Origin of the sequence: Streptomyces sp. NPDC047022, from assembly GCF_040644155.1 — a bacterium.
Lineage (GTDB): Bacteria > Actinomycetota > Actinomycetes > Streptomycetales > Streptomycetaceae > Streptomyces.
Window position 1 is genome coordinate 343,980 of the sequence record NZ_JBEYVV010000001.1, and the last position, 20,827, is coordinate 364,806.

Annotated in this window: 17 protein-coding genes; 5 read left to right on the plus strand and 12 right to left on the minus strand. The window is 68.3% G+C overall.

What is annotated here, in order from left to right:
- Positions 1 to 115: 115 nt before the first annotated feature.
- The 4 genes from ABZ845_RS01550 to ABZ845_RS01565 all read right to left on the minus strand — a co-directional run bounded on the left by ABZ845_RS01550 (position 116) and on the right by ABZ845_RS01565 (position 4,384).
- A complete protein-coding gene (locus ABZ845_RS01550; protein ID WP_360971717.1) occupies positions 116 to 1,777 on the minus strand; it encodes a ubiquinol-cytochrome c reductase cytochrome b subunit in 1,662 nt (553 codons plus the stop codon).
- Complete coding sequence (locus ABZ845_RS01555; protein ID WP_360971719.1) at positions 1,774 to 2,838, minus strand: Rieske 2Fe-2S domain-containing protein; 1,065 nt, start codon at positions 2,836 to 2,838, stop codon at positions 1,774 to 1,776. Before ABZ845_RS01555 ends, ABZ845_RS01550 begins: the two co-directional genes overlap by 4 nt.
- On the minus strand, positions 2,835 to 3,647 hold the full coding sequence (locus ABZ845_RS01560; protein WP_360971721.1) for a c-type cytochrome: 813 nt from the start codon (positions 3,645 to 3,647) through the stop codon (positions 2,835 to 2,837). Before ABZ845_RS01560 ends, ABZ845_RS01555 begins: the two co-directional genes overlap by 4 nt.
- A 116-nt stretch (positions 3,648 to 3,763) precedes the next feature.
- Entirely contained in the window at positions 3,764 to 4,384 is a 621-nt protein-coding gene (locus ABZ845_RS01565) for a heme-copper oxidase subunit III (RefSeq protein WP_360971723.1), read from the minus strand.
- A gap of 179 nt (positions 4,385 to 4,563) precedes the next feature.
- On the opposite strand from ABZ845_RS01565, the gene ABZ845_RS01570 reads away from it, so the two are divergent.
- Positions 4,564 to 4,965, plus strand: a complete 402-nt coding sequence (locus tag ABZ845_RS01570) for a hypothetical protein (protein ID WP_360971725.1) — start codon at positions 4,564 to 4,566, stop codon at positions 4,963 to 4,965.
- 99 nt (positions 4,966 to 5,064) lie between these two features.
- Here the strand turns inward: ABZ845_RS01570 and ABZ845_RS01575 are convergent, their stop codons facing one another.
- The 4 genes from ABZ845_RS01575 to coxB all read right to left on the minus strand — a co-directional run bounded on the left by ABZ845_RS01575 (position 5,065) and on the right by coxB (position 9,562).
- Positions 5,065 to 6,348: an Ig-like domain-containing protein gene (locus ABZ845_RS01575; protein ID WP_360971727.1), complete on the minus strand. Its 1,284-nt coding sequence runs from the start codon at positions 6,346 to 6,348 to the stop codon at positions 5,065 to 5,067.
- Between the two features lie 129 nt (positions 6,349 to 6,477).
- Positions 6,478 to 6,876: a cytochrome c oxidase subunit 4 gene (locus ABZ845_RS01580; protein ID WP_360971729.1), complete on the minus strand. Its 399-nt coding sequence runs from the start codon at positions 6,874 to 6,876 to the stop codon at positions 6,478 to 6,480.
- Positions 6,873 to 8,606, minus strand: a complete 1,734-nt coding sequence (gene ctaD, locus ABZ845_RS01585; RefSeq protein WP_360971731.1) for a cytochrome c oxidase subunit I — start codon at positions 8,604 to 8,606, stop codon at positions 6,873 to 6,875. The genes ABZ845_RS01580 and ctaD overlap by 4 nt, the downstream gene beginning before the upstream one ends.
- Positions 8,603 to 9,562, minus strand: a complete 960-nt coding sequence (gene coxB, locus ABZ845_RS01590) for a cytochrome c oxidase subunit II (RefSeq protein ID WP_360971733.1) — start codon at positions 9,560 to 9,562, stop codon at positions 8,603 to 8,605. The genes ctaD and coxB overlap by 4 nt, the downstream gene beginning before the upstream one ends.
- Before the next feature lie 315 nt (positions 9,563 to 9,877).
- On the opposite strand from coxB, the gene ABZ845_RS01595 reads away from it, so the two are divergent.
- A complete protein-coding gene (locus tag ABZ845_RS01595; RefSeq protein WP_360971735.1) occupies positions 9,878 to 11,266 on the plus strand; it encodes an aminotransferase class V-fold PLP-dependent enzyme in 1,389 nt (462 codons plus the stop codon).
- A gap of 120 nt (positions 11,267 to 11,386) precedes the next feature.
- Here ABZ845_RS01595 and ABZ845_RS01600 read toward each other — a convergent pair whose 3' ends face one another.
- Entirely contained in the window at positions 11,387 to 12,361 is a 975-nt protein-coding gene (locus ABZ845_RS01600) for a carbohydrate kinase family protein (RefSeq protein ID WP_360971737.1), read from the minus strand.
- Between the two features lie 133 nt (positions 12,362 to 12,494).
- Between ABZ845_RS01600 and ABZ845_RS01605 the strand changes: the two genes are divergently transcribed.
- Positions 12,495 to 12,704 carry a hypothetical protein gene (locus tag ABZ845_RS01605; protein ID WP_360971739.1) on the plus strand — a complete coding sequence of 70 codons (210 nt, stop codon included), beginning with the start codon at positions 12,495 to 12,497 and terminating at the stop codon, positions 12,702 to 12,704.
- Positions 12,705 to 13,158: 454 nt separating this feature from the next.
- Positions 13,159 to 14,613, plus strand: coding sequence for a hypothetical protein (locus ABZ845_RS01610; RefSeq protein WP_360971741.1), 1,455 nt, complete (start codon positions 13,159 to 13,161; stop codon positions 14,611 to 14,613).
- 76 nt (positions 14,614 to 14,689) lie between these two features.
- Here ABZ845_RS01610 and ABZ845_RS01615 read toward each other — a convergent pair whose 3' ends face one another.
- The gene (locus ABZ845_RS01615; RefSeq protein WP_360971743.1) at positions 14,690 to 15,046 is read right to left on the minus strand and encodes an iron-sulfur cluster assembly accessory protein; all 357 of its coding nucleotides are present in this window, start codon (positions 15,044 to 15,046) and stop codon (positions 14,690 to 14,692) included.
- A 358-nt stretch (positions 15,047 to 15,404) separates the two neighbouring features.
- On the opposite strand from ABZ845_RS01615, the gene nadA reads away from it, so the two are divergent.
- Positions 15,405 to 16,589, plus strand: a complete 1,185-nt coding sequence (nadA, locus tag ABZ845_RS01620) for a quinolinate synthase NadA (RefSeq protein WP_360971745.1) — start codon at positions 15,405 to 15,407, stop codon at positions 16,587 to 16,589.
- A gap of 192 nt (positions 16,590 to 16,781) precedes the next feature.
- Here the strand turns inward: nadA and ABZ845_RS01625 are convergent, their stop codons facing one another.
- Positions 16,782 to 19,925, minus strand: a complete 3,144-nt coding sequence (locus tag ABZ845_RS01625; RefSeq protein WP_360971747.1) for an efflux RND transporter permease subunit — start codon at positions 19,923 to 19,925, stop codon at positions 16,782 to 16,784.
- A gap of 192 nt (positions 19,926 to 20,117) precedes the next feature.
- Positions 20,118 to 20,798: a response regulator transcription factor gene (locus tag ABZ845_RS01630; protein WP_360971749.1), complete on the minus strand. Its 681-nt coding sequence runs from the start codon at positions 20,796 to 20,798 to the stop codon at positions 20,118 to 20,120.
- Positions 20,799 to 20,827 lie beyond the last annotated feature (29 nt).

Below are 20,827 nucleotides of genomic sequence, written 5' to 3' on the forward strand. Positions count from 1 at the left end.
CGGCGGGGACGAAGGTGTCGAACAGGTTCCACCCTATCCAGCGGCCGGGCACGGCGAAGGGCCCCGCCCAAGTACTGGACGGGGCCCTTCGACCGTGGCGTGGTGTGTGCAGCGATCAGTGGTGGCCGTGGCCGCTCGTGATCTCCTTGTACTCCTCGACCGTCGGCTTGGGGATCTGGTTGGTGTCCCCGTAGTAGCCGAAGCTGAGCTTGGCGCGCAGCTTCTCCGAGGCCTTGATCTTCCGCTCGACGCCGTTCGCGTCGACCGTCGGGCCGATCTCGGCCGGCTTGTACTGCTCGTGCGCCGTGAGCGTGTGGAGAGCCTCCTGGCTCAGCGGCTCGTGGACCTCGATGAACTCACCGTGCGGCAGCCGCTTGATGATGCCCGACTCGCGGCCGTGCAGCACCTTGTCGCGGTCGCGGCGCTGGAGACCCAGGCAGATCCGCTTGGTGGCGACGAACACGAGGACCGGCACCACGAAGAAGGCGATGCGGACGAACCAGGTGATCGCGTTGATCGACAGGTGGAAGTGCGTGGCCCAGATGTCGTTGCCGCCGCCCAGGAGCAGGACGAAGTACCAGGAGATCCACGCGGCACCGAACGCCGTACGCGTCGGGGCGTTGCGCGGGCGGTCCAGGATGTGGTGCTCGCGCTTGTCCCCGGTGATCCAGGACTCGATGAAGGGGTAGACGCCCATGACCACGAGGACCAGCGGGAAGATCATCAGCGGGATGAACACGCCCAGGACGAGCGTGTGGCCCCAGACGTTGATCTCCCAGCCCGGCATCGTACGGATCAGGCCCTCGGAGAAGCCCATGTACCAGTCGGGCTGGGCGCCCGTGGACACCTGGTCCGGACGGTAGGGACCGAAGACCCAGATCGGGTTGATGGTGGCGATCGCCGCGACGGCCGAGATGACACCGAAGACCAGGAAGAAGAAGCCTCCGGCCTTGGCCATGTAGACCGGGAGCAGCGGCATGCCGACGACGTTGTTGTTCGTCTTTCCGGGGCCCGCGAACTGCGTGTGCTTGTGGTAGAAGACCAGGATCAGGTGGCCCACCATCAGGCCGAGCATGATGCCCGGCAGCAGCAGGATGTGGATCGAGTAGAAGCGGGCCACGAAGTCGCCGCCCGGGAACTGCCCGCCGAAGAGGAAGAACGACAGGTAGGTACCGACGATCGGCACCGACAGGATCGCGCCCTCCATGAAGCGGACACCGGTGCCGGAGAGCAGGTCGTCCGGGAGCGAGTAACCGGTGAAGCCGGTGAACATGCCGAGGACGAACAGCAGGAAGCCGAACAGCCAGTTGATCTCACGCGGCTTGCGGAACGCGCCCGTGAAGAACACGCGCATCATGTGCACGAACATGCCGGCGAGGAAGATCAGCGCCGCCCAGTGGTGGATCTGCCGGAGGAGCAGACCGCCACGCACCTCGAAGCTGATGTGCATCGTGGAGTTGAAGGCCTCGCTCATCCGCTGGCCCTGCAACGGCACGTAACTGCCGTGGTACACCACCTCGTTCATCGAGGGGTGGAAGAACAGGGTCAGGTACACACCCGTGAGGATGATGATGAGGAAGCTGTAGAGGCAGACCTCGCCCAGCATGAACGACCAGTGGTCGGGGAAGATCTTGCGCATGTTGGACTTGGCCAGGGAGTAGATCCCCAGGCGGCCGTCGGCCCAGTCCGCGATGCGCTCGCCGGCCGGTGCCCGTCCGCGCGTGTCGCCCCCCGCGCCGGCAGAGGGCGCGCTCGAGTGGTTCGGTGTAGTTGTCATCCGCGCTCCCAGAAAGCAGGACCGACGGGCTCTTCGAAGTCGCCGAGCGCCTCGAGGTAACCGTCCGAGTTGACGCCGATCCGCAGCTGCGGCAGGGCGTGACCGGCCGGGCCGAAGATGACCCGGGCACCGTCGGAGAGGTCGAAGGTGGACTGGTGGCACGGGCAGAGGACGTGGTGCGTCTGCTGCTCGTACAGGGAGATCGGGCAACCGACGTGGGTGCAGATCTTCGAGTAGGCCACGATGCCCTCGTGGGACCACGCGAGTTCCTGCTTGTCCTTGATGTTCTCCGGCTGGAGCCGGACGATCATCAGGGCCGCCTTGGCGATCTCCGTCTGGAAGTCCTCGTCGTCCTCCTTCAGGCCCTCGGGCATGGCGAAGGTGAGCGAACCGACCGCGACGTCCGAGGGACGCAGCGGCTCGTTCGTGTTCATGTTGACGAGGAGCTTGCCCTTGGACCACATGGTGTGGCGCAGGCTCGTGCCGGGCTTCGGGCCGAGGCCGCCCAGCGGCAGGATGAGGCTGAGCGGGAACAGGGCCAGCGCGCCGAACATGGTGGTGCGGATCAGCTTGCGACGGCCGAGCGCGGACTCGTGGGCGCCCTGCTTGAAGTCGGCGAGGACCTTCGCCTTGACCTCGGGCGACGCCTCGATCGGGTGACGCTCGTCGGCGACCTCCGCGTCGGACATCAGGGTGCGGGCCCAGTGGACCGCGCCCGCGCCGATCGAGAACAGCGCGACGGCCAGCGTCAGGCCCAGCGCGAAGTTCATCGCACTGATGTGCCCGATCGGGAAGACGAAGATCGACTTGTCGTTCGGGATCGCGAAGTACGAGGCGATGAAGCCGATGGTGGCCAGCATCGACAGCGTGAACAGCAGGGCGACCGTGCGCTCGGAACGCTTGGCGGCCCGCTCGTCGATGTCCTGGATGCGGTGCTCATGGGGCGGCAGACCGGGGTCGGCGAACGGGTTCTCCTCGTCCGCCACCGTCACCGCGCCGTGCGCGTGCGCGTGGTCCTGCTCAGCGGGCAGGTTCTCTTCTGGAATGTCTTGGCTACTCATGACTTCTTGGCCTTTGCGGTCCGAGCGGCGACCCAGACGGCAACCGCGATCAAGGCGCCCAGTCCGAAGATCCAGGCGAACAGACCCTCGGAGACCGGTCCGAGACCACCCAGGTCAAGACCGCCCGGGCTCTCGGTCTGGCTGCCGTTGACTGCCTTGATGTACGCGACGACGTCCTTCTTCTCCTGCTGCGGCAGCGTGGTGTCGGGGAAGGAGGGCATGTTCTGCGGGCCCGTCTGCATGGCCTCGTAGATGTGCTTCGGGGCGACGCCCTCCAGGCTCGGCGCGTACTTGCCGTGTGTCAGCGCACCACCCGCGGCGGCGGAGTTGTGGCACTGGGAGCAGTCGGTGCGGAAGATCTCACCACCGCGGGCGATGTCGGCGCCCGACGGGTCGTAGTCGTTCTTCGTCGGCACGGCGGGACCGGCACCGAGGGAGGAGATGTACGCGGCGAGCTGGTCGATCTGGGCCTGCGAATAGATGTTCTTCTTCGCCGGCACCTGGGCGCCCTCGGAGGTGGCGGCGGGCATACGGCCGGTGCCGACCTGGAAGTCGACGGCCGCCGCGCCCACACCCACGAGGCTCGGGCCGTTATGGGAGCCCTGACCGCTGTCGCCGTGGCAGCTGGCACAGCCCACCTGGTAGAGCTTCTTGCCCTCTTCGATGGCGAGGGACTGGGCGGTGTCATCGGCCTGCGCCTTCTCGGCGGGCGCGAACGCGGCGTACAGCCCCCCGGAGACCGTCAGCGCGATGAGTAGGACGACGAGCGCCGCCAGGGGGTGGCGTCGTCGTGCGGAGAGCTTTTTCACGGATTACCCCGGTGTCAGGATCTTCTGCGTCGATGCTTCAGGGATGTGGATCGGGTTCGTCGCCGGAGACCGGTCCTCACGCGCGGGTGAGGCGGCTCCGCCGGGACGGCGGCCGATTACCGGATCAGGTAGATCGTGGCGAAGAGGCCGATCCACACGACATCGACGAAGTGCCAGTAGTAGGACACGACGATGGCGGCGGTCGCCTGCTCGTGAGTGAACCTCCGCGCCGCGTAGGTACGGCCGAGGACCAGCAGGAAGGCGATGAGACCGCCCGTCACGTGCAGGCCGTGGAAGCCGGTGGTCAGGTAGAACACCGAGCCGTACGGGTCGGAGGACAGCGACAGGCCGTCCTTCGTGACCAGCTCCGTGTACTCGAAGATCTGACCGCCGACAAAGATCGCACCCATGATGAAGGTGACGATGAACCAGCCCCGGAGCTTCTTCACGTCACCGCGCTCGGCCGCGAACACGCCGAGCTGGCAGGTAAGCGAGGAGAGCACCAGGATCGTGGTGTTGGTCGCCGAGAACGGAAGGTTGAGATGGCCGGCCATCTCCTTCCAGTGCGTCGGACCCGTCACCGATCGCAGGGTGAAGTACATCGCGAAGAGGGCCGCGAAGAACATCAGCTCGGAACTCAGCCAGATGATGGTTCCGACGCTGGTGAGGTTCGGCCGGTTGACCGACGGGTGCGCGTGCCCGGTTTCTACTGTCGTTGCTGTCGCCACGACCGACATTATGTCGGTCCCTTATCCCGCCCTCACCCCGGGGGGTGCCGTTCGGAGTGTCCGCAGCGTGTGTACTGCCCGGATGGCCCATCGAAGGCGTGCCCGAACCGGTGTTGAGCACAAGTTCAAGGGAGTAGCATCCGCCCCGACGGTTCCGTTCCGTACGACGCCGACGTCCCGGAGGAAGCATGCAGACGACCGCCACGGTGCTGGTCTACAGCGACGACTCCCACACCCGCGAGCAGGTGCGGCTCGCCGCCGGGCGCAGGCCGGCCCCGGATGCGCCTGAGCTGCGCTTCGTGGAGTGTGCGACGCCGGACGCCGTCCTCAAGGAGCTGGACCGTGGCGGCATCGACGTGTGCGTGCTGGACGGCGAGGCCGTGCCGATGGGCGGAATGGGGGTGTGCCGGCAGGTGAAGGACGAGGTGTTCAACTGCCCGCCGGTGCTGGTGCTGATCGCTCGGCCGCAGGATGCGTGGCTGGCTACATGGAGTCGCGCTGATTCGGCCGTGGCTCTGCCGGTGGAGCCGGTGGAGTTCGCGGGTGCCCTGGCCGCGCTGCTGCGGCGCCGGGCCCTGCAGGGCGTTTAGCGCGCCGCCCTTGAGGGGAGGGGCGCGTCGTGGGCTCCGGGCGCGTCGTGGGTTTCGCGCAGTCCCCCGCGCCCCTGGCGGGGCGCGGTACACCCGGCGCTACACCGACTCCGGGCGTAGTCTCGCGCTGTTCTCGGGGCCCTGGCCGTTGCTCGTGGCGGTGGTCAGGGCGCTGCCCTGCTGCCACTTGGACCAGTCGACGTTCCAGTCGCCGAAGCCGTTGCCGAAGGGTTCCATCTGCTTGCCGTAGGAGTTGACGACCTTCACGATGTCGCCGACCTTCACGGTGTTGAAGAACCACCGGGCGTAGGCGTTGCTCATTCCGGTGCAGCCGTGGCTGACGTTGGCGTACCCCTGGCTTCCGACCGACCAGGGCGCCGCGTGGACGTACTCGCCGCTCCAGGTCACCCGGGCGGCCCAGTAGACGTTCAGGTCGAAGGAGTCGCTGGAGCTCGCGGAGATGCCGATGGTGGTTCCGCGCATACGTACGACGTACGCCTTGCCCAGGATGACCTTGACGCCGTTGCGCGTGTCGTAGCCGCGTCTGCCGGTGGTGATGGGGATGCGGTTGATGACGTCGTCGTTCTTGTAGACCGTCATCTCGTGCGAACCGGCGTCCGTGATGGCCACGACGCGGTCGCTCGTGGTCAGCTTCAGGGGCTTCGTCTTGCCGCCCCAGAGGCGGTCGGCGACCTTCACGCCGGCGAGGTTGCTGTGGACGTTGATGGTGGTGTGGACGGGCCAGTAGTCCTTGGGGCGGTAGTGCAGTGTCTTGTCGTCGACCCAGTACCACGAGCCCTCGACGGCGGGTGTGGAGTCCACCTTGAGGGCCCGCTCGACTATCGCCCGTTGCGGCCTGTCCTTGACGGGCTGGCTGAGCGTCGCGGTCACGGGTTCGCCGACGCCGTACGTGCCCGCGTCGGGGCTGAAGGCGACGTCCAGCGTCTTGTTCTTCTTCGGGGTGCCGGTGTCGAACTCGATGACCTTGCGGCCGGGTGCACCGTCCTCGTCCTCGGTGCTGACGTGCACCGTGTAGTGGGTTCCGGCGGCCAGGGGCGAGGTGCTGTGCCAGCGGCTGCCGTCGGCGGACAGTTCACCGGCCACGTAGCGTCCTTGGGCGTCCGTGGCCGTGACATCCGTGATGACTCCGTCGTCGCCCTCTGCGGTGATCTCCAGGGGCTTGTCGGGGTCGACCTTCTTGGCGTTGTCATCGGAGGCGTTGTAGGCGATCTGGTCCGCCGCGTCGTACGGCTTCGCCGACAGCGGGTTCCCGTCGGTCCCGCAGGCGGTCAGGCCGGCGCCGAGGGCGGTCACCAGCAGGGTGCAGCCGGCGACCGTACGGGGTCGCGGGCGCGCGCTCCGGAAGAACACTGTGTGGCTCATGACCTCAACGTATGGAGGCCTGTCAACTATGGCGCGCCGAGGACTCCGTGCGGGGGATCAAGGGCGTGGCAAAAGAGGGAGCCCGGCACTCCTGACGGAGTGTCGGGCTCCCGAAGAGCGTCGCTCTTGTTACTGGGTGCGGTTCTCACCGCGGTAGTACTCGAAGACCCAGCCCCACAGGCCGATCATGATCAACGGGGCCGAGAAGTACAGCAGCCACCAGCCGATCGCGATCGCCAGGAAGGCCAGCGCGCCACCGACGCCGAGGGCGAGCGGCTGCCAGCTGTGCGGGCTGAAGAAGCCGATCTCACCGGAGTCGTCCGCGACGTCGGCCTCCTTGTTGTCCTGGGCACCCGTGTCGACCCGCCGGGCCGTGAAGGCCAGGTAGTAGCCGATCATGATGCTCAGGCCGAAGGCCAGGAAGAGTGCCGTGGTGCCGGCCGGCTCCTTCGACCACACGCCATAGATGATGGCCATGACGAGGATGAAGACGGCCAGCCAGATGAACATCTTGCCCTGGATCTTCACTTACCGGCCTCCTTGCCACCGGAGACGGCCTTGCTGCCCGCGCCGGCGTGCTCGAGTTCGAGCGCGGCGATCTCCGGGTGGTGCAGGTCGAAGGCCGGGGATTCTGAACGGATCCGCGGCAGGGTGAGGAAGTTGTGCCGCGGGGGCGGGCAGGACGTCGCCCATTCGAGCGAACGGCCGTAGCCCCACGGGTCGTCGACCTCGACCTTCTTGCCGTACTTGGCCGTCTTCCACACGTTGTAGAGGAACGGCAGTATCGACAGACCGAGCAGGAACGAGCAGATCGACGAGATCGTGTTCAGAGTGGTGAAGCCGTCGGCCGCGAGATAGTCCGCGTAACGACGCGGCATGCCCTCGGCACCGAGCCAGTGCTGCACCAGGAACGTGCCGTGGAAGCCGATGAACAGCGTCCAGAAGGTGATCTTGCCGAGGCGCTCGTCCAGCATCTTGCCCGTCATCTTCGGCCACCAGAAGTGGAAGCCGGAGAACATCGCGAAGACGACCGTACCGAACACCACGTAGTGGAAGTGCGCCACCACGAAGTACGAGTCAGAGACGTGGAAGTCCATCGGCGGCGAGGCCAGGATGACGCCGGTCAGACCACCGAAGGTGAAGGTGATCAGGAAGCCGGTCGCCCAGAGCATCGGTGTCTCGAAGGACAGCGAGCCCTTCCACATCGTTCCGATCCAGTTGAAGAACTTCACGCCGGTGGGTACGGCGATGAGGAACGTCATGAAGGAGAAGAACGGGAGCAGCACGCCGCCGGTGACGTACATGTGGTGGGCCCACACGGTCACGGAGAGGCCGGCGATGCCGATGGTGGCGCCGATCAGGCCCATGTAGCCGAACATCGGCTTACGGCTGAAGACCGGGATGACCTCGGAGATGATGCCGAAGAACGGTAGCGCGATGATGTACACCTCTGGGTGGCCGAAGAACCAGAAGAGGTGTTGCCATAGCAAAGCGCCGCCGTTTGCCGCGTCGAAGACATGGGCACCGAACTTGCGGTCCGCCTCCAGGGCGAACAGCGCGGCGGCCAGGACCGGGAAGGCCAGCAGGACGAGCACCGCGGTCAGCAGCACGTTCCACACGAAGATCGGCATGCGGAACATGGTCATGCCGGGCGCGCGCATGCAGATGATCGTGGTGATGAAGTTGACCGCGCCGAGGATCGTGCCGAAGCCGGAGAAGGCCAGACCCATGATCCACATGTCGGAGCCGATGCCCGGCGAGCGAACCGCGTCCGACAGCGGGCTGTAGGCGAACCAGCCGAAGTCGGCCGCGCCCTGCGGGGTGAGGAAGCCGCCGACCGCGATGGTCGAGCCGAACAGGTAGAGCCAGTAGGCGAACATGTTCAGCCGCGGGAACGCCACGTCGGGCGCGCCGATCTGCAGCGGCATGATCCAGTTCGTGAAGCCGGCGAACAGCGGCGTCGCGAACATCAGCAGCATGATCGTGCCGTGCATCGTGAACGCCTGGTTGAACTGCTCGTTCGACATGATCTGCAGGCCCGGACGGGCCAGCTCGGCACGCATGAGCAGAGCCATGACGCCGCCGATGAGGAAGAACGCGAACGACGTGACCAGATACAGCGTGCCGATCGTCTTGTGGTCGGTGGTGGTCAGCCACTTGACGACGACATTGCCGGGTTGCCTGCGCCGGACCGGCAGCTCGTTCTCGTACGAGTCCTCAGCTGCGGCGGCACCCTGGGGTTCGTTGAGGATGCTCACAGGTTGTTCGTCTCCCGGTTCTTCTCGTGGCCCGTCTGCGCGATGCCGGCGGGAATGTAACCGGTCTGCCCCTTCTTGGCGAGGTCCTTGAGGTGCTGCTCGTAGCGGTCGGGGGAGACGACCTTCACGTTGAACAGCATCCGGGAGTGGTCGACGCCGCACAGCTCGGCGCACTTGCCCCTGAAGGTGCCCTCCTGGTTGGGAGTCACCTGGAAGGAGTTGGTGTGGCCCGGGATGACGTCCATCTTCATCAGGAACGGCACCACCCAGAAGGAGTGGATGACGTCACGTGAGGTGAGGACGAAACGAACCGTCTTGCCCTTGGGGAGCCAGAGCGTCGGGCCGGGCATGTTGTTCTGCGGGTTCCGCGTGGCGGGCGTGCCGAAGTCGTAGACGCCGCCGGCGTTCGCCGGGAAGTCGTTCTTGAACCGGTCCGGGATCGCGCTCAGGTTCGGATCGGTCTTCGCGTTTCCGGTGACGCCGGGAACCGGGGTCACATAGTTGAAGCCCCAGCTCCACTGGTACCCGACGACGTTGATGGTGACGTCGGGCTTCTTGGAGAGATCCAGAAGCTTCGACTCGTCACGGGCCGTGAAGTAGAAGAGCACCGAGACGATGACAAGCGGCACGACCGTGTACAGCGCCTCGATCGGCATGTTGTACCGGGTCTGCGGAGGAACCTCGACCTTGGTGCGGCTACGCCGGTGGAAGATGGTCGCCCACAGGATCAGGCCCCAGACCAGCACGCCAGTGGCGAGCGCAGCCGCCCACGAGCCCTGCCACAAGGAGAGGACCCGCGGAGCCTCATCTGTGACCGGGGTGGGCATGCCAAGGCGGGGGTAGTCCTTGTATGTGCAACCGGTGGCGGTCGCCAGGACCAGGCCCGCAGTCAGTGCCTGCAGCAGCTTCCGCCGCATCGGGCGCCGCGGCGAGCGGTCGGAGCCGTTGGGACTCACGTAGCGCCTTCCCGAGAGTCTCGCCCGCGCTGTACGGCTGCGGCCTTCTCGCTGGTAGGTCGCCGCCCTGCGTCGGGCAGGGGTTTGGATGTTTATGCGGACCAAACCCTACTGGACGCTATTTGGGGTCGCGCGGGGAGGGTGCTTAACGCGCCGCCGGTCACCCCGAAGGGGTGGAATGACCGCTTCTGGCCAGCATCTGACGGGGGCTTCGCACGCGTGTCCGAGGTAGGTGCGCCGCAGATCCGGTGCCTGCCCGATGCCTGTACGAGTGCTTGTACGAGCCGGGAGGTTCACAAGAGTTAGCGTTGCGGTGTGTCCTACTTCGACGCCGCCTCCGCGGCCCCCCTCCACCCCGTCGCACGTCAGGCGCTTACGGCCGCGCTCGATGAGGGATGGGCCGACCCCGCCCGGCTGTACCGCGAGGGGCGGCGGGCCCGGCTGCTGCTGGACGCGGCGCGCGAGGCGGCGGCCGAGGCGGCCGGCTGCCGTCCGGACGAGCTGGTGTTCACCTCGTCGGGCACCCGGGCCGTGCACTCCGGGATCGAGGGGGCCCTGGCGGGCCGCCGCCGGATGGGACGCCACCTGATCGTGTCAGCCGTCGAACATTCCTCGGTACTCCACTGGGCCGAGATCCTGGAGGCGGACGGCGGCACGGTCACCCGGGTACCGGTGTCCCGTGCGGGTGCGGTCACCCCCGGGGCGTACGAGGCCGCACTGCGCCCGGACACCGCACTGGCATGTCTGCAGTCGGCCAACCACGAGGTGGGCACGGTCCAGCCGGTGGCCGCGGTGGCGGACGTCTGTCGCGCTGCCGGGGTGCCGCTGCTGGTGGACGCGGCGCAGTCGCTGGGCTGGGGTCCGGTGGAGGGCGACTGGTCGGTGCTGACGGCCAGCGCCCACAAATGGGGCGGGCCTTCGGGGGTGGGGCTCCTCGTGGTGCGCAAGGGGGTGCGGTTCGCGCCTCAAGGGCCGCTGGACGAGCGGGAGTCGGGGCGGGCAGCCGGGTTCGAGAACATCCCGGCGATCGTGGCGGCGGCGGCCTCGCTGCGGGCGGTACGGGCCGAGGCCGCCGAGCAGGCGGTACGGCTGCGGGAGCTGACGGAGCGGATCCGGGCAAGGGTGCCGCAGCTGGTGCCCGATGTGGAGGTGGTGGGCGATCCGGCCGGACGGCTGCCCGGGATCGTCACCTTCTCCTGTCTCTATGTCGACGGGGAGAGCCTGCTGCACGAGCTGGACCGCGCGGGGTTCTCGGTGTCGTCCGGGTCGTCCTGCACGAGCAGCACGCTGACGCCGAGCCATGTGCTCAAGGCGATGGGGGTGCTCAGCGAGGGGAACATCCGGGTCTCGCTGCCGTACGCCACCCCGGCGGAGGAGGTCGAGCGGTTCCTGTCGGTACTGCCGGGTGTGGTGGCGGCGGTGCGGGAGAAACTGGGCGCGCCGTCCTCGCGTACCGTCGCGGGCGTGGACACGCCGGACGACGCTCTGGTCGTGGACGCGCTCGGCAAACGCTGCCCGATCCCCGTGATCGAGCTGGCGAAGGTCATCGGGGACGTGCCGGTGGGCGGCACGGTGCGGGTGCTCTCGGACGACGAGGCCGCGCGTCTGGACATTCCCGCGTGGTGCGAGATGCGGGAGCAGGAGTACGTGGGTGAGGAGCCGGCGGAACGGGGTTCGGCCTACGTGGTCCGCCGGCGCTCCTGAGGGTCTGCTGGAGCCGCGGCAGGCGACGTTCGCGCGACGGGGCGAACGCTGCCTGTTGCGGCACCAGGGTCTTTCGTCTGGATCAGGCCGGATCAGCCCGGTCTGATCCGGACGAGGGTCCTAGATCAGGTACCCCTTGACCTCCGCGGCGGCTTCGTCGCCGTACGCCTTGGTGAAGCGGTCCATGAAGTGGGCGCGGCGCAGCTGGTACTCCTGGGTGCCGAGCGTCTCGATGACCAGGGTCGCCAGCATGCAGCCGACCTGGGCGGCGCGCTCCAGCGGGACGCCCCAGGCGAGGCCCGACAGGAAGCCCGCGCGGAAGGCGTCGCCGACGCCCGTCGGGTCGACCTTGGCGGTCTCCTCGGGCACGCCGACCTCGATCGGGTCCTCGCCGGACCGCTCGATGCGCACGCCCCGGGAGCCCAGCGTGGTCACCCGGTGGCCGACCTTGCCCAGGATCTCGGAGTCGGACCAGCCGGTCTTGTTCTCGATGAGCCCCTTCTCGTATTCGTTGGAGAAGAGGTAGGTCGCCCCGTCCAGCAGTATCCGGATCTCGTCGCCGCTCATCCGGGCGATCTGCTGCGAGAAGTCGGCGGCGAACGGGATGGAGCGCGAGCGGCACTCCTCCGTGTGGCGCAGCATCGCCTCCGGGTCGTCGGCGCCGATGAGCACGAGGTCGAGGCCGCCCACCCGGTCGGCCACCGTCTTGAGCTCGATGAGGCGGGCCTCGCTCATGGCGCCCGTGTAGAAGGAGCCGATCTGGTTGTGGTCGCTGTCGGTGGTGCACACGAAGCGGGCCGTGTGCTGGGTCTCGGAGATACGCACGGAGTCCGTGTCCACCCCGTGCCGCTCCAGCCACGCCCGGTACTCGTCGAAGTCCGAGCCGGCCGCGCCCACCAGGACCGGCCCGGTGCCGAGCTGTCCCATTCCGAAGGCGATGTTCGCGCCCACTCCGCCACGGCGTACGTCGAGGCGGTCGACCAGGAAGGAGAGGGAGACCGTGTGCAGCTGGTCCGCGACGAGCTGGTCGGCGAAGCGACCAGGGAAGGTCATCAGGTGGTCGGTGGCGATGGAGCCGGTGACTGCGATACGCACGGCTAGGACACGCTCCTGCGGAGGAGGGGGATTGACAGTTCACGCTACCCGGTCCGCGCGGTCCGCTGAAGCAGGCAAAACTACCCGATAGTAGGCCTTTCCTGGTGTGCCTGGACGTGCCTACGGTTCCGTCATGACGAAGCTCGAGGCTGAAGCTACGGTTCCGGTCGACCTGGAGGGGGAGATGGCGTCACTGCGCGGTGACTGTGTGCGGATGGCTCCGCACTGGGCCGCGCCTGCTCGGTCCGCCCGGCGGGCGGTGTCGCCTTCGCGGATCCGGGGGGTTCGGGTGCCGGACGCTTCCGCGCGGCTGCTGGACGCGATGTCGGACTACGGCGACTGACGGTTCGCGCTGTCGGACTACGGCCACTGACGGTTCGCGCTGTCGGACTACGGCCACTGACGGTTCGCGCTGCGCGCGGCTGCCGGTGTAGGTCTTGACCTGCGGGTCCGTTGTCGACTTTTTGCGCAGTTCCCCGCGCCCCTGAAGGACGGGTGCGTCGTCGGCCGCCCGTGCGTGGTGGGTATTCGCGCAGTTCCCCGCGCCCCCAAAAAGCGGCTTCCCCGCGTCCCCAAAAAGACGTGTGGCTGGTTGTGTCTGCTCGGCGGGGCTGGTCGTGGTGTGGCCGTTTGTGGATAGGGGCACGGGGAACGGCGCGACAAGCCACGACGCGCCCGCAGGTGACAACGCACCTGAACCCGCGCGGAGCGCATACGCGAGGAACCGCGCGCCCCCTCCGTGCGTCACATCGCTGTCCCCAGTGTGGGGGAGGCTGTTGAGCCGAAGGAGCGATGCGGTGGACACCGAGCGAACCGACGACACGAGTGACGCCCCCGATACCCGGAGGAGCCTGAGGCGCTCCCCCGCGATCGTCGCCTCGGTCGCGGTCCTGCTCATCGGGGGCGGCGGCGCGTATGTCGCCGCGACCGCGTCCGCGGGACCGGGCGACGGCCGGGCACCGGGCGGGCACGGCACTCCCCCGGCGCTGGCCCTCGACGGCCACGGCGGCGCGCCCGGCATCGCGGTCGGCGAGCCGAACCCGTACGGCATGACGTACACCGCGCCGGGCGGCCTTCCCGACGGCCCGAAGACGGCACCGGTGTACTGGGCGACGGGCACGGTGACCAGGGACGAGGTGGCCCGGCTCGCCAGGGCGCTGGACGTGGCCGGCACACCGAGGCAGGTCGGCGGCACCTGGCAGGTGGGGGCGACGAAGGACGGCTCGTCGCCGAGTCTGCGGGTGAACGGGAGCGCGCCGGGCATGTGGACGTTCAGCTCCTACACGCCCGGCACCGACAACTGCGCCAGGGGCAAGCCCTGCGGCTCTGCGGGGTCGGGTGCGGTGAGTGAGGCGGCGGCCGAGAAGGCGGCGGCCGGAGTGCTCAAGGCGGTCGGCCAGGAGGACGCGAAACTGGACGCGTCGCAGCTCATGGACCAGGTGCGGGTGGTGAACGCCGCCCCCAGGGTGGGCGGGCTGCCGACGTACGGCTGGACGACCGGTCTGCAGATCAGCCCCCAGGGCAAGGTGATCGGCGGCAGCGGCAACCTCCTGACCCCGGCCAAGGGCGCCGTCTACCCCGTCATCAGCGCGAAGAAGGCGTTGAGCCTGATGAACGCCACGCCCGGGCGGTACAGCGGTGGTCGCATGGGCATCGGCGGCTGCGCCGCCCCCGTGCCGGTCAAGGACCGGGACGAGGCGCCCTGCAAGGCGTTCACCACGCCCCCGACGCAGACCTCCGCGACCGTGAAGGGCGCGGTGTTCGGGCTGGCCGCGCACTCGGTGGGCATGCGGCAGGTGCTGATTCCGTCGTGGCTGTACGAGGTGCGGTCCTCGGGGGCCGCTGACGACATCACGGTGACCCATCCGGCGATCGACCCGAAGTACCTGGCCACGCCGCAGCCGCCCGGGCAGCCGAGCCCCTCGGTCTCCGCCACGCACCAGGTGAAGGTCATGGGCTACACGGCCGAGGGCAAGGACCTCACCATCGCCTACGAGGGCGGGGTGTGCGCCGACTACGCGGCGTCCGCGAGGGAGGACTCCGGACGTGTGACGGTGACCGTCGCGGAGAAGCCCTGGCGGGGCAAGAACTGCATCATGATGGCGAGGATCTACCGCACGACGCTGCATCTGAAGGCGCCTCTCGGCGACCGCCAGGTGGTCGGTTCGGATGGAGCGGCGATCGCGCAGAAGACACCGGGCGGTCTGCCGAAGGCGCCTCCGGGCGGGGTGGAGACCCAGCACTCGCGGTGAGGTGAGACGGCACGCACGAAGGCGGCGTCCCCGTGTGGGGACGCCGCCTTCGTATACGCAGTTTTGTCTGCGCCGATCAGCTGAAGGAGTCGCCGCAGGCGCAGGAGCCCGTCGCGTTCGGGTTGTCGATCGTGAAGCCCTGCTTCTCGATGGTGTCGACGAAGTCGACGGTGGCGCCGCCCAGGTAGGGGGCGCTCATGCGGTCGGTGACGACCTTGACCCCGCCGAAGTCCTTCTCCACGTCGCCGTCGAGAGAACGCTCGTCGAAGAAGAGCTGGTAACGCAGGCCGGAGCAGCCGCCGGGCTGGACCGCGACACGCAGCGCCAGGTCGTCACGGCCTTCCTGGTCGAGCAGGGCCTTGACCTTGGCCGCGGCGGCGTCGGTCAGGATGATGCCGTCGGTGACGGTGCTGGTCTCGTCCTGTACGGACATCTACATCTCTCCCGGGTTGTACGGAGACTGCTTGCCGACGAGTGCAACCGGCGTGGCCACGGATTCATTCCGGGCCGGGCGCGTTTCTTCTCGCTCCCTCCACTCATGCTCGCATACGCGGCGGAACACGCACAGCAGCCTGTGGACAACCCCACGACACCCCCGTGACGGCCGGTCGTCACCCCGTCGACGGGCTGTGGGGGCGGCCGGGATTCACGTCACATCGACGCTATCGCCATCGTCAAACTGACGTGAACCGGTTATGATGGATAGCGTCAATTAGACGAAAAGGCTAGTCCCGATGTCCCGCCGACCCGTCCGAGGGTCGGCGAGCCGCAGAACAGAAAGGGTGCGTGTCGTGACCACCGCCCAGACCCAGGAGCTCGACGTACAGCCGACGCCCCTCGCCCTGCTGCTGCTCGGCCGTGAGGCCGACCCGAGGAGCGAACGGGGCGTCGAGTGCCCCGGCGACCTGCCCTCGCCGTCCGACCCGGACCTGGTGGAGCGTGCCCGCGCGGCGAAGGAGAAGCTCGGGAACAAGGTCTTCGTGCTGGGCCACCACTACCAGCGCGACGAGGTCATCCAGTTCGCGGACGTCACGGGCGACTCCTTCAAGCTGGCCCGGGACGCCGCGGCGCGGCCTGAGGCCGAGTACATCGTGTTCTGCGGCGTCCACTTCATGGCGGAGTCGGCGGACATCCTGACGACCGACGACCAGAAGGTGGTCCTGCCGGACCTGGCCGCGGGCTGCTCCATGGCCGACATGGCCACGGCCGAGCAGGTCGCCGAGTGCTGGGACGTGCTGACCGAGGCGGGCATCGCCGAACAGGTCGTACCGGTCTCGTACATGAACTCGTCCGCGGACATCAAGGCGTTCACCGGCAAGCACGGCGGCACGATCTGCACATCGTCGAACGCGAAGCGCGCCCTGGAGTGGGCCTTCCAGCAGGGTGAGAAGGTCCTGTTCCTGCCGGACCAGCACCTCGGCCGCAACACGGCCGTGCGGGACATGGGCATGTCGCTGGACGACTGCGTCGTCTACAACCCGCACAAGCCGAACGGCGGTCTGACGGCCGAGGAATTGCGTGCCGCGAAGATGATCCTTTGGCGGGGTCACTGCTCGGTGCACGGCCGCTTCAGCCTCGACTCGGTCAACGATGTGCGCGAGCGCATTCCCGGAGTGAACGTGCTGGTCCACCCCGAGTGCAAGCACGAGGTCGTGGCCGCCGCGGACTACGTCGGTTCGACCGAGTACATCATCAAGGCGCTGGAGGCGGCTCCGGCGGGCTCCAAGTGGGCCATCGGGACGGAGCTGAACCTCGTACGCCGGCTGGCGAACCGTTTCGCTCCGGAGGACAAGGAGATCGTCTTCCTCGACAAGACGGTCTGCTTCTGCTCGACCATGAACCGCATCGACCTGCCGCACCTGGTGTGGGCGCTCGAATCGCTGGCCGAGGGGAACCTGGTCAATCGCATCGAGGTGGACAAGGAGACCGAGGCGTTCGCGAAGCTGGCGCTGGAGCGGATGCTCGCGCTTCCGTAGCGCTTGCCGCGCGGGGGGGGGCGGGGAGGGGTTTGCGCAGTTCCCCGCGCCCCTGCATGGCGAGGTGCGTCGTCGGCTGCGGGGTCGTGGGGGGATTCGCGCAGTTCCCCGCGTCGCTGTCCAGCCGTGGTGGGCGACGGTGAAGCCCGGCCCGCATGTGGTGCGGGCCGGGCCTCTGTGGGGCTCGGAGGGTTAAACCCCCGCGGGCTCCGGCTCGCCGGACTCGGACTCCGCCGGTTCGACGGGGGTACCCGCCTTCTTCGCCCGCTTCGCCGCCCTCTTCTTCGCGCGGCGCTCCTTGCGGACCTCCAGCATCGCGTAGAGGGTCGGGACGAGGAGGAGGGTCAGCAGGGTCGACGTGACCAGGCCGCCGATCACCACCACCGCCAGCGGCTGGGCGATGAAGCCGCCCTCGCCGGTGACCCCGAGGGCCATCGGCAGCAGCGCGAAGATGGTGGCCAGGGCCGTCATCAGGATCGGGCGCAGACGGTGCCGGCCGCCCTCGATCACGGCCTCCACCACGCCATAGCCCTGCTTGCGGTACTGGTTGATCAGGTCGATCAGCACGATCGCGTTGGTGACCACGATGCCGATCAGCATCAGCATGCCGATCATCGCCGGAACGCCCATCGGGGTGCCCGTGGCGACCAGCAGGCCGATCGCGCCGGTCGCCGCGAACGGGATCGAGACCAGCAGGATCAGCGGCTGGGCCAGGCTGCGGAACGTCGCGACGAGCAGCATGAACACGATCGCGACCGCCGCCAGCATCGCCAGGCCCAGGTTCTTGAACGCGTCGCTCTGGTCCTGCGACACACCGCCGATCTCCGCCTTCGCGCCCGCCGGCAGCTTCAGCGTCTTGATCTTCGCCTGAAGGTCCGCGCTCACCGCGCCGGTGTTGTCACCGGTCGGACGCGCCGTGATCGTCGCCGCGCGCTGGCCGTCGATCCGGGTCATCGACACCGGGCCGTCGACCAGCTTCACCGTGGCGATGTCGCCCAGCTTCACCGGGCCGAGCGGAAGCTGCTTCAGCTCGTCCAGCGTCTGCGCCGGCTTCGCCGCCCTGATGACGATGTCGCGCTCGCTGTCGTCCAGGACCGCCTTGCCGGTCGTGGAGCCCTGCACGGCCTCGGCGACCGCGGCGCCCAGCGTCTGGTCGTTGAAACCGGCCTCAGCCGCACGGGAGTTGGCCTTCACCGAGATGCGCGGCACGCTCTGCGACAGATCGCTCGACACGTCCGTGACGTTCTTGAGGCCGGCGACCGCGGAGCGGACCTGCTCCGACGCCTTGCGCAGCACACCCGCGTCGGCCGCCTTCACGACCACGCTGAGGTCCTGGTTGCCGAAGCCGTCCCCGGCCGACACCGTGGTCGAACCGATCCCGGAGAGCCCGGCCAGTCCGTGCTCCACACGCGTCTGCACGTCCTTGTACTTCGCCGAGTCGTCCAGCATCACCGTGTACGACGCCTGGTTGCTGCCGGTGCCGCCGCCGAAGGCGGCCATGAAGCCGGACGAGCCCACCGTGACCTGGTAGTCCTTGACGCCCTTCACCCCGGCGAGCATCTTCTCGACCTTCTGGGCCTGCTCGTCCGTCGCCGCCAGGCTCGTGCCCGGCTTCAGATTCTGCTTGACGGTCAGGACCTGCTGCTCGCCCTGGTCGAAGAAGTTCGTCTTCAGCAGGGGCGCCATGCCGAAGGTGCCGACCAGGACGACCACCGCGATGGCCACGCTGGTGAGGCGGCGGCGGGTCGCGAAGCGCAGGACAGGCACGTAGAGGCGCTGGAGGCGGCTTTTCGCCTCCTTCTCCTCGGCGGCCCGGCGCGCTTCCGCCGCGTCCTCGGGGAGGGACTTCGGGGCGCGCAGGAACCAGTACGACAGGACCGGTACGACCGTCAGCGACACCAGCAGCGAGGCCAGCAGGGCCGCCGTCACCGTGAGGGAGAACGAGCCGAACAGCTCGCCCACCATGCCGCCGACCAGACCGATCGGCAGGAAGACGGCCACCGTCGTCAGGGTGGACGAGGTCACCGCGCCGGCCACCTCGCGCACCGCGGTGAGGATCGCCGTCTGCCGTTCCTCGCCGTAGCCGAGGTGCCGCTTGATGTTCTCCAGGACCACGATCGAGTCGTCCACGACCCGGCCGATGGCGATGGTCAGCGCGCCGAGCGTGAGCACGTTCAGGGACACGTCACGCGTCCACAGGACGATCAGGGCGAGGACCACCGACAGCGGGATCGACACCGCCGTGACCAGGGTCGAGCGCATCGACGCCAGGAAGACCAGGATCACGAGGACCGCGAAGAGCAGGCCGAGCGCGCCCTCGGTCGTCAGTCCGTGGATGGACTTGGAGACCGCCGGGCCCTGGTCGCTGACCACGGTGATGGTGGCGCCGGAGCCGAGGTCCTTGCGCAGGCCGGGCAGCTTGTCCTTGACGGCCTGGGAGATGGCGACCGCGCTGCCGTCGTGGTCCATGGTCACGGCCACGGCGAGGCTCGGACGGCCGTCCGTGCGGGTGATCGAGTCGGCCTTGGCCTCCTCCTGGCGGACCGTGGCGACGTCACCGAGGCGTACGGGCTTCTTGGCGGCCTCGCCGCCCGTCCCGCCCGTGACCATGAGGTTCCGGATCTGGTCGAGCGAGGTGAGCCCGCCGCCGACCTGGACGGTGCGGTTGCTGCCGTTCTCGTCGAAGGAGCCCGCGGGAACCGTCGCGCCGCCCGCCTGCAGGGCCTGGCCGAGGGCGGCCGGGTTCAGCCCGGCCTGCGCCAGCTTCGCGTTGTCGGGCGTGACGGTGACCTGGAGGTCCCGTACACCGTTGACGGTGACCTGGCCGACGCCGGAGATGTCCTTCAGGGCGGGCACGAGGGTGGTGTCGAGCTGGTCGGACAGGGCCTGCTGGTCCTTGTCCGAGGTGACGGCGAGGACGACGGTCGGGATGTCGTCCGTCGAACCGGCGATGACCTGCGGGTCGACCGAGTCCGGGAGCTTGACGCGGGCTCGGTTGACGGCCTGCTGGACATCGGCGACGAGCTGCTTGGTGTCGTTGCCGTAGTCGAAGGACGCCATGATGACGGCGTTGCCTTCGCTCGCCGTGGAGGTGACGCCCTTGATGCCGGAAACGGCCTGGATGTTGTCTTCGAGGGGTTCGACTACCTGCTTCTCGACCACGTCGGGCGACGCGCCCTGGTACGGAACCAGGACGGACACGACGGGCAGGTTGATGGTGGGCAGGAGCTGCTGCTTGAGCTGCGGGATCGCGATCGCCCCGAAGACGAGCGCGACGATGGACATCAGCGCTATCAGGGCCCGTTGCGCGAGGCTGAATCGTGACAGCCAGGACATGGGTCGGCGTCTCTCTGTGTGGCTGAGCGGACAGTTCGGGGCGCTTGTCGGCGCCCTCCTAACACCTTGAGCCATGGGACAGGGTGGTTCCGTCAGCCCGAGGGCGATTTCCTTATGGTGTGCATACTGCGGGCGCAGTACGGCGCGCTGGGGCCCGCTCCACCCGTGGGTGTAACGCGCGGACCGCCGTGCTCAGCCCACCCTGGGGCGCACCAGCCCGGACTCGTAGGCGATGACGACGAGTTGGGCCCGGTCCCGGGCGCCCAGCTTGGCCATGGCCCGGTTGACGTGTGTCTTCACCGTCAGTGGGCTGACCTGCAGGCGCTCGGCGATCTCGTCGTTGGAGTGGCCGCCCGCGACCTGCACCAGCACCTCGCGCTCGCGTCCGGTGAGCGTGCCGAGCCGCTCGGAGCGGGCCGGGTCACGCAAGTCGTCCGCCTCGCTCTGGGCGAGGAACCGGGCGATGAGCCCCTTGGTGGCGGCGGGAGACAGCAGAGCCTCGCCGTCGGCCGCGATGCGAATGGCGTTCAGCAGTTCCTGAGGCTCGGAGCCCTTGCCGAGAAAACCGGAGGCCCCGGCGCGCAGCGACTGCACGACGTAGTCGTCCACCTCGAAGGTCGTCAGGATCACCACCCGGATCTGGGCCAGTGCGGGGTCCGCGCAGATCAGACGGGTGGCCGTGAGGCCGTCCGTGCCGGGCATCCGGATGTCCATGAGGACGACGTCCGGGCGCCGCTCCCCGGCCAGCCGCACCGCCTCCGCGCCGTCGGACGCCTCGCCCACCACCTCCATGTCCGGCTCGGAGTCGACCAGCACGCGGAAGGCGCTGCGCAGCAGCGCCTGGTCGTCGGCGAGCAGGACGCGGATGGTCATGGGGGGGCTCTCCGAAGAGTAGGGGGCCA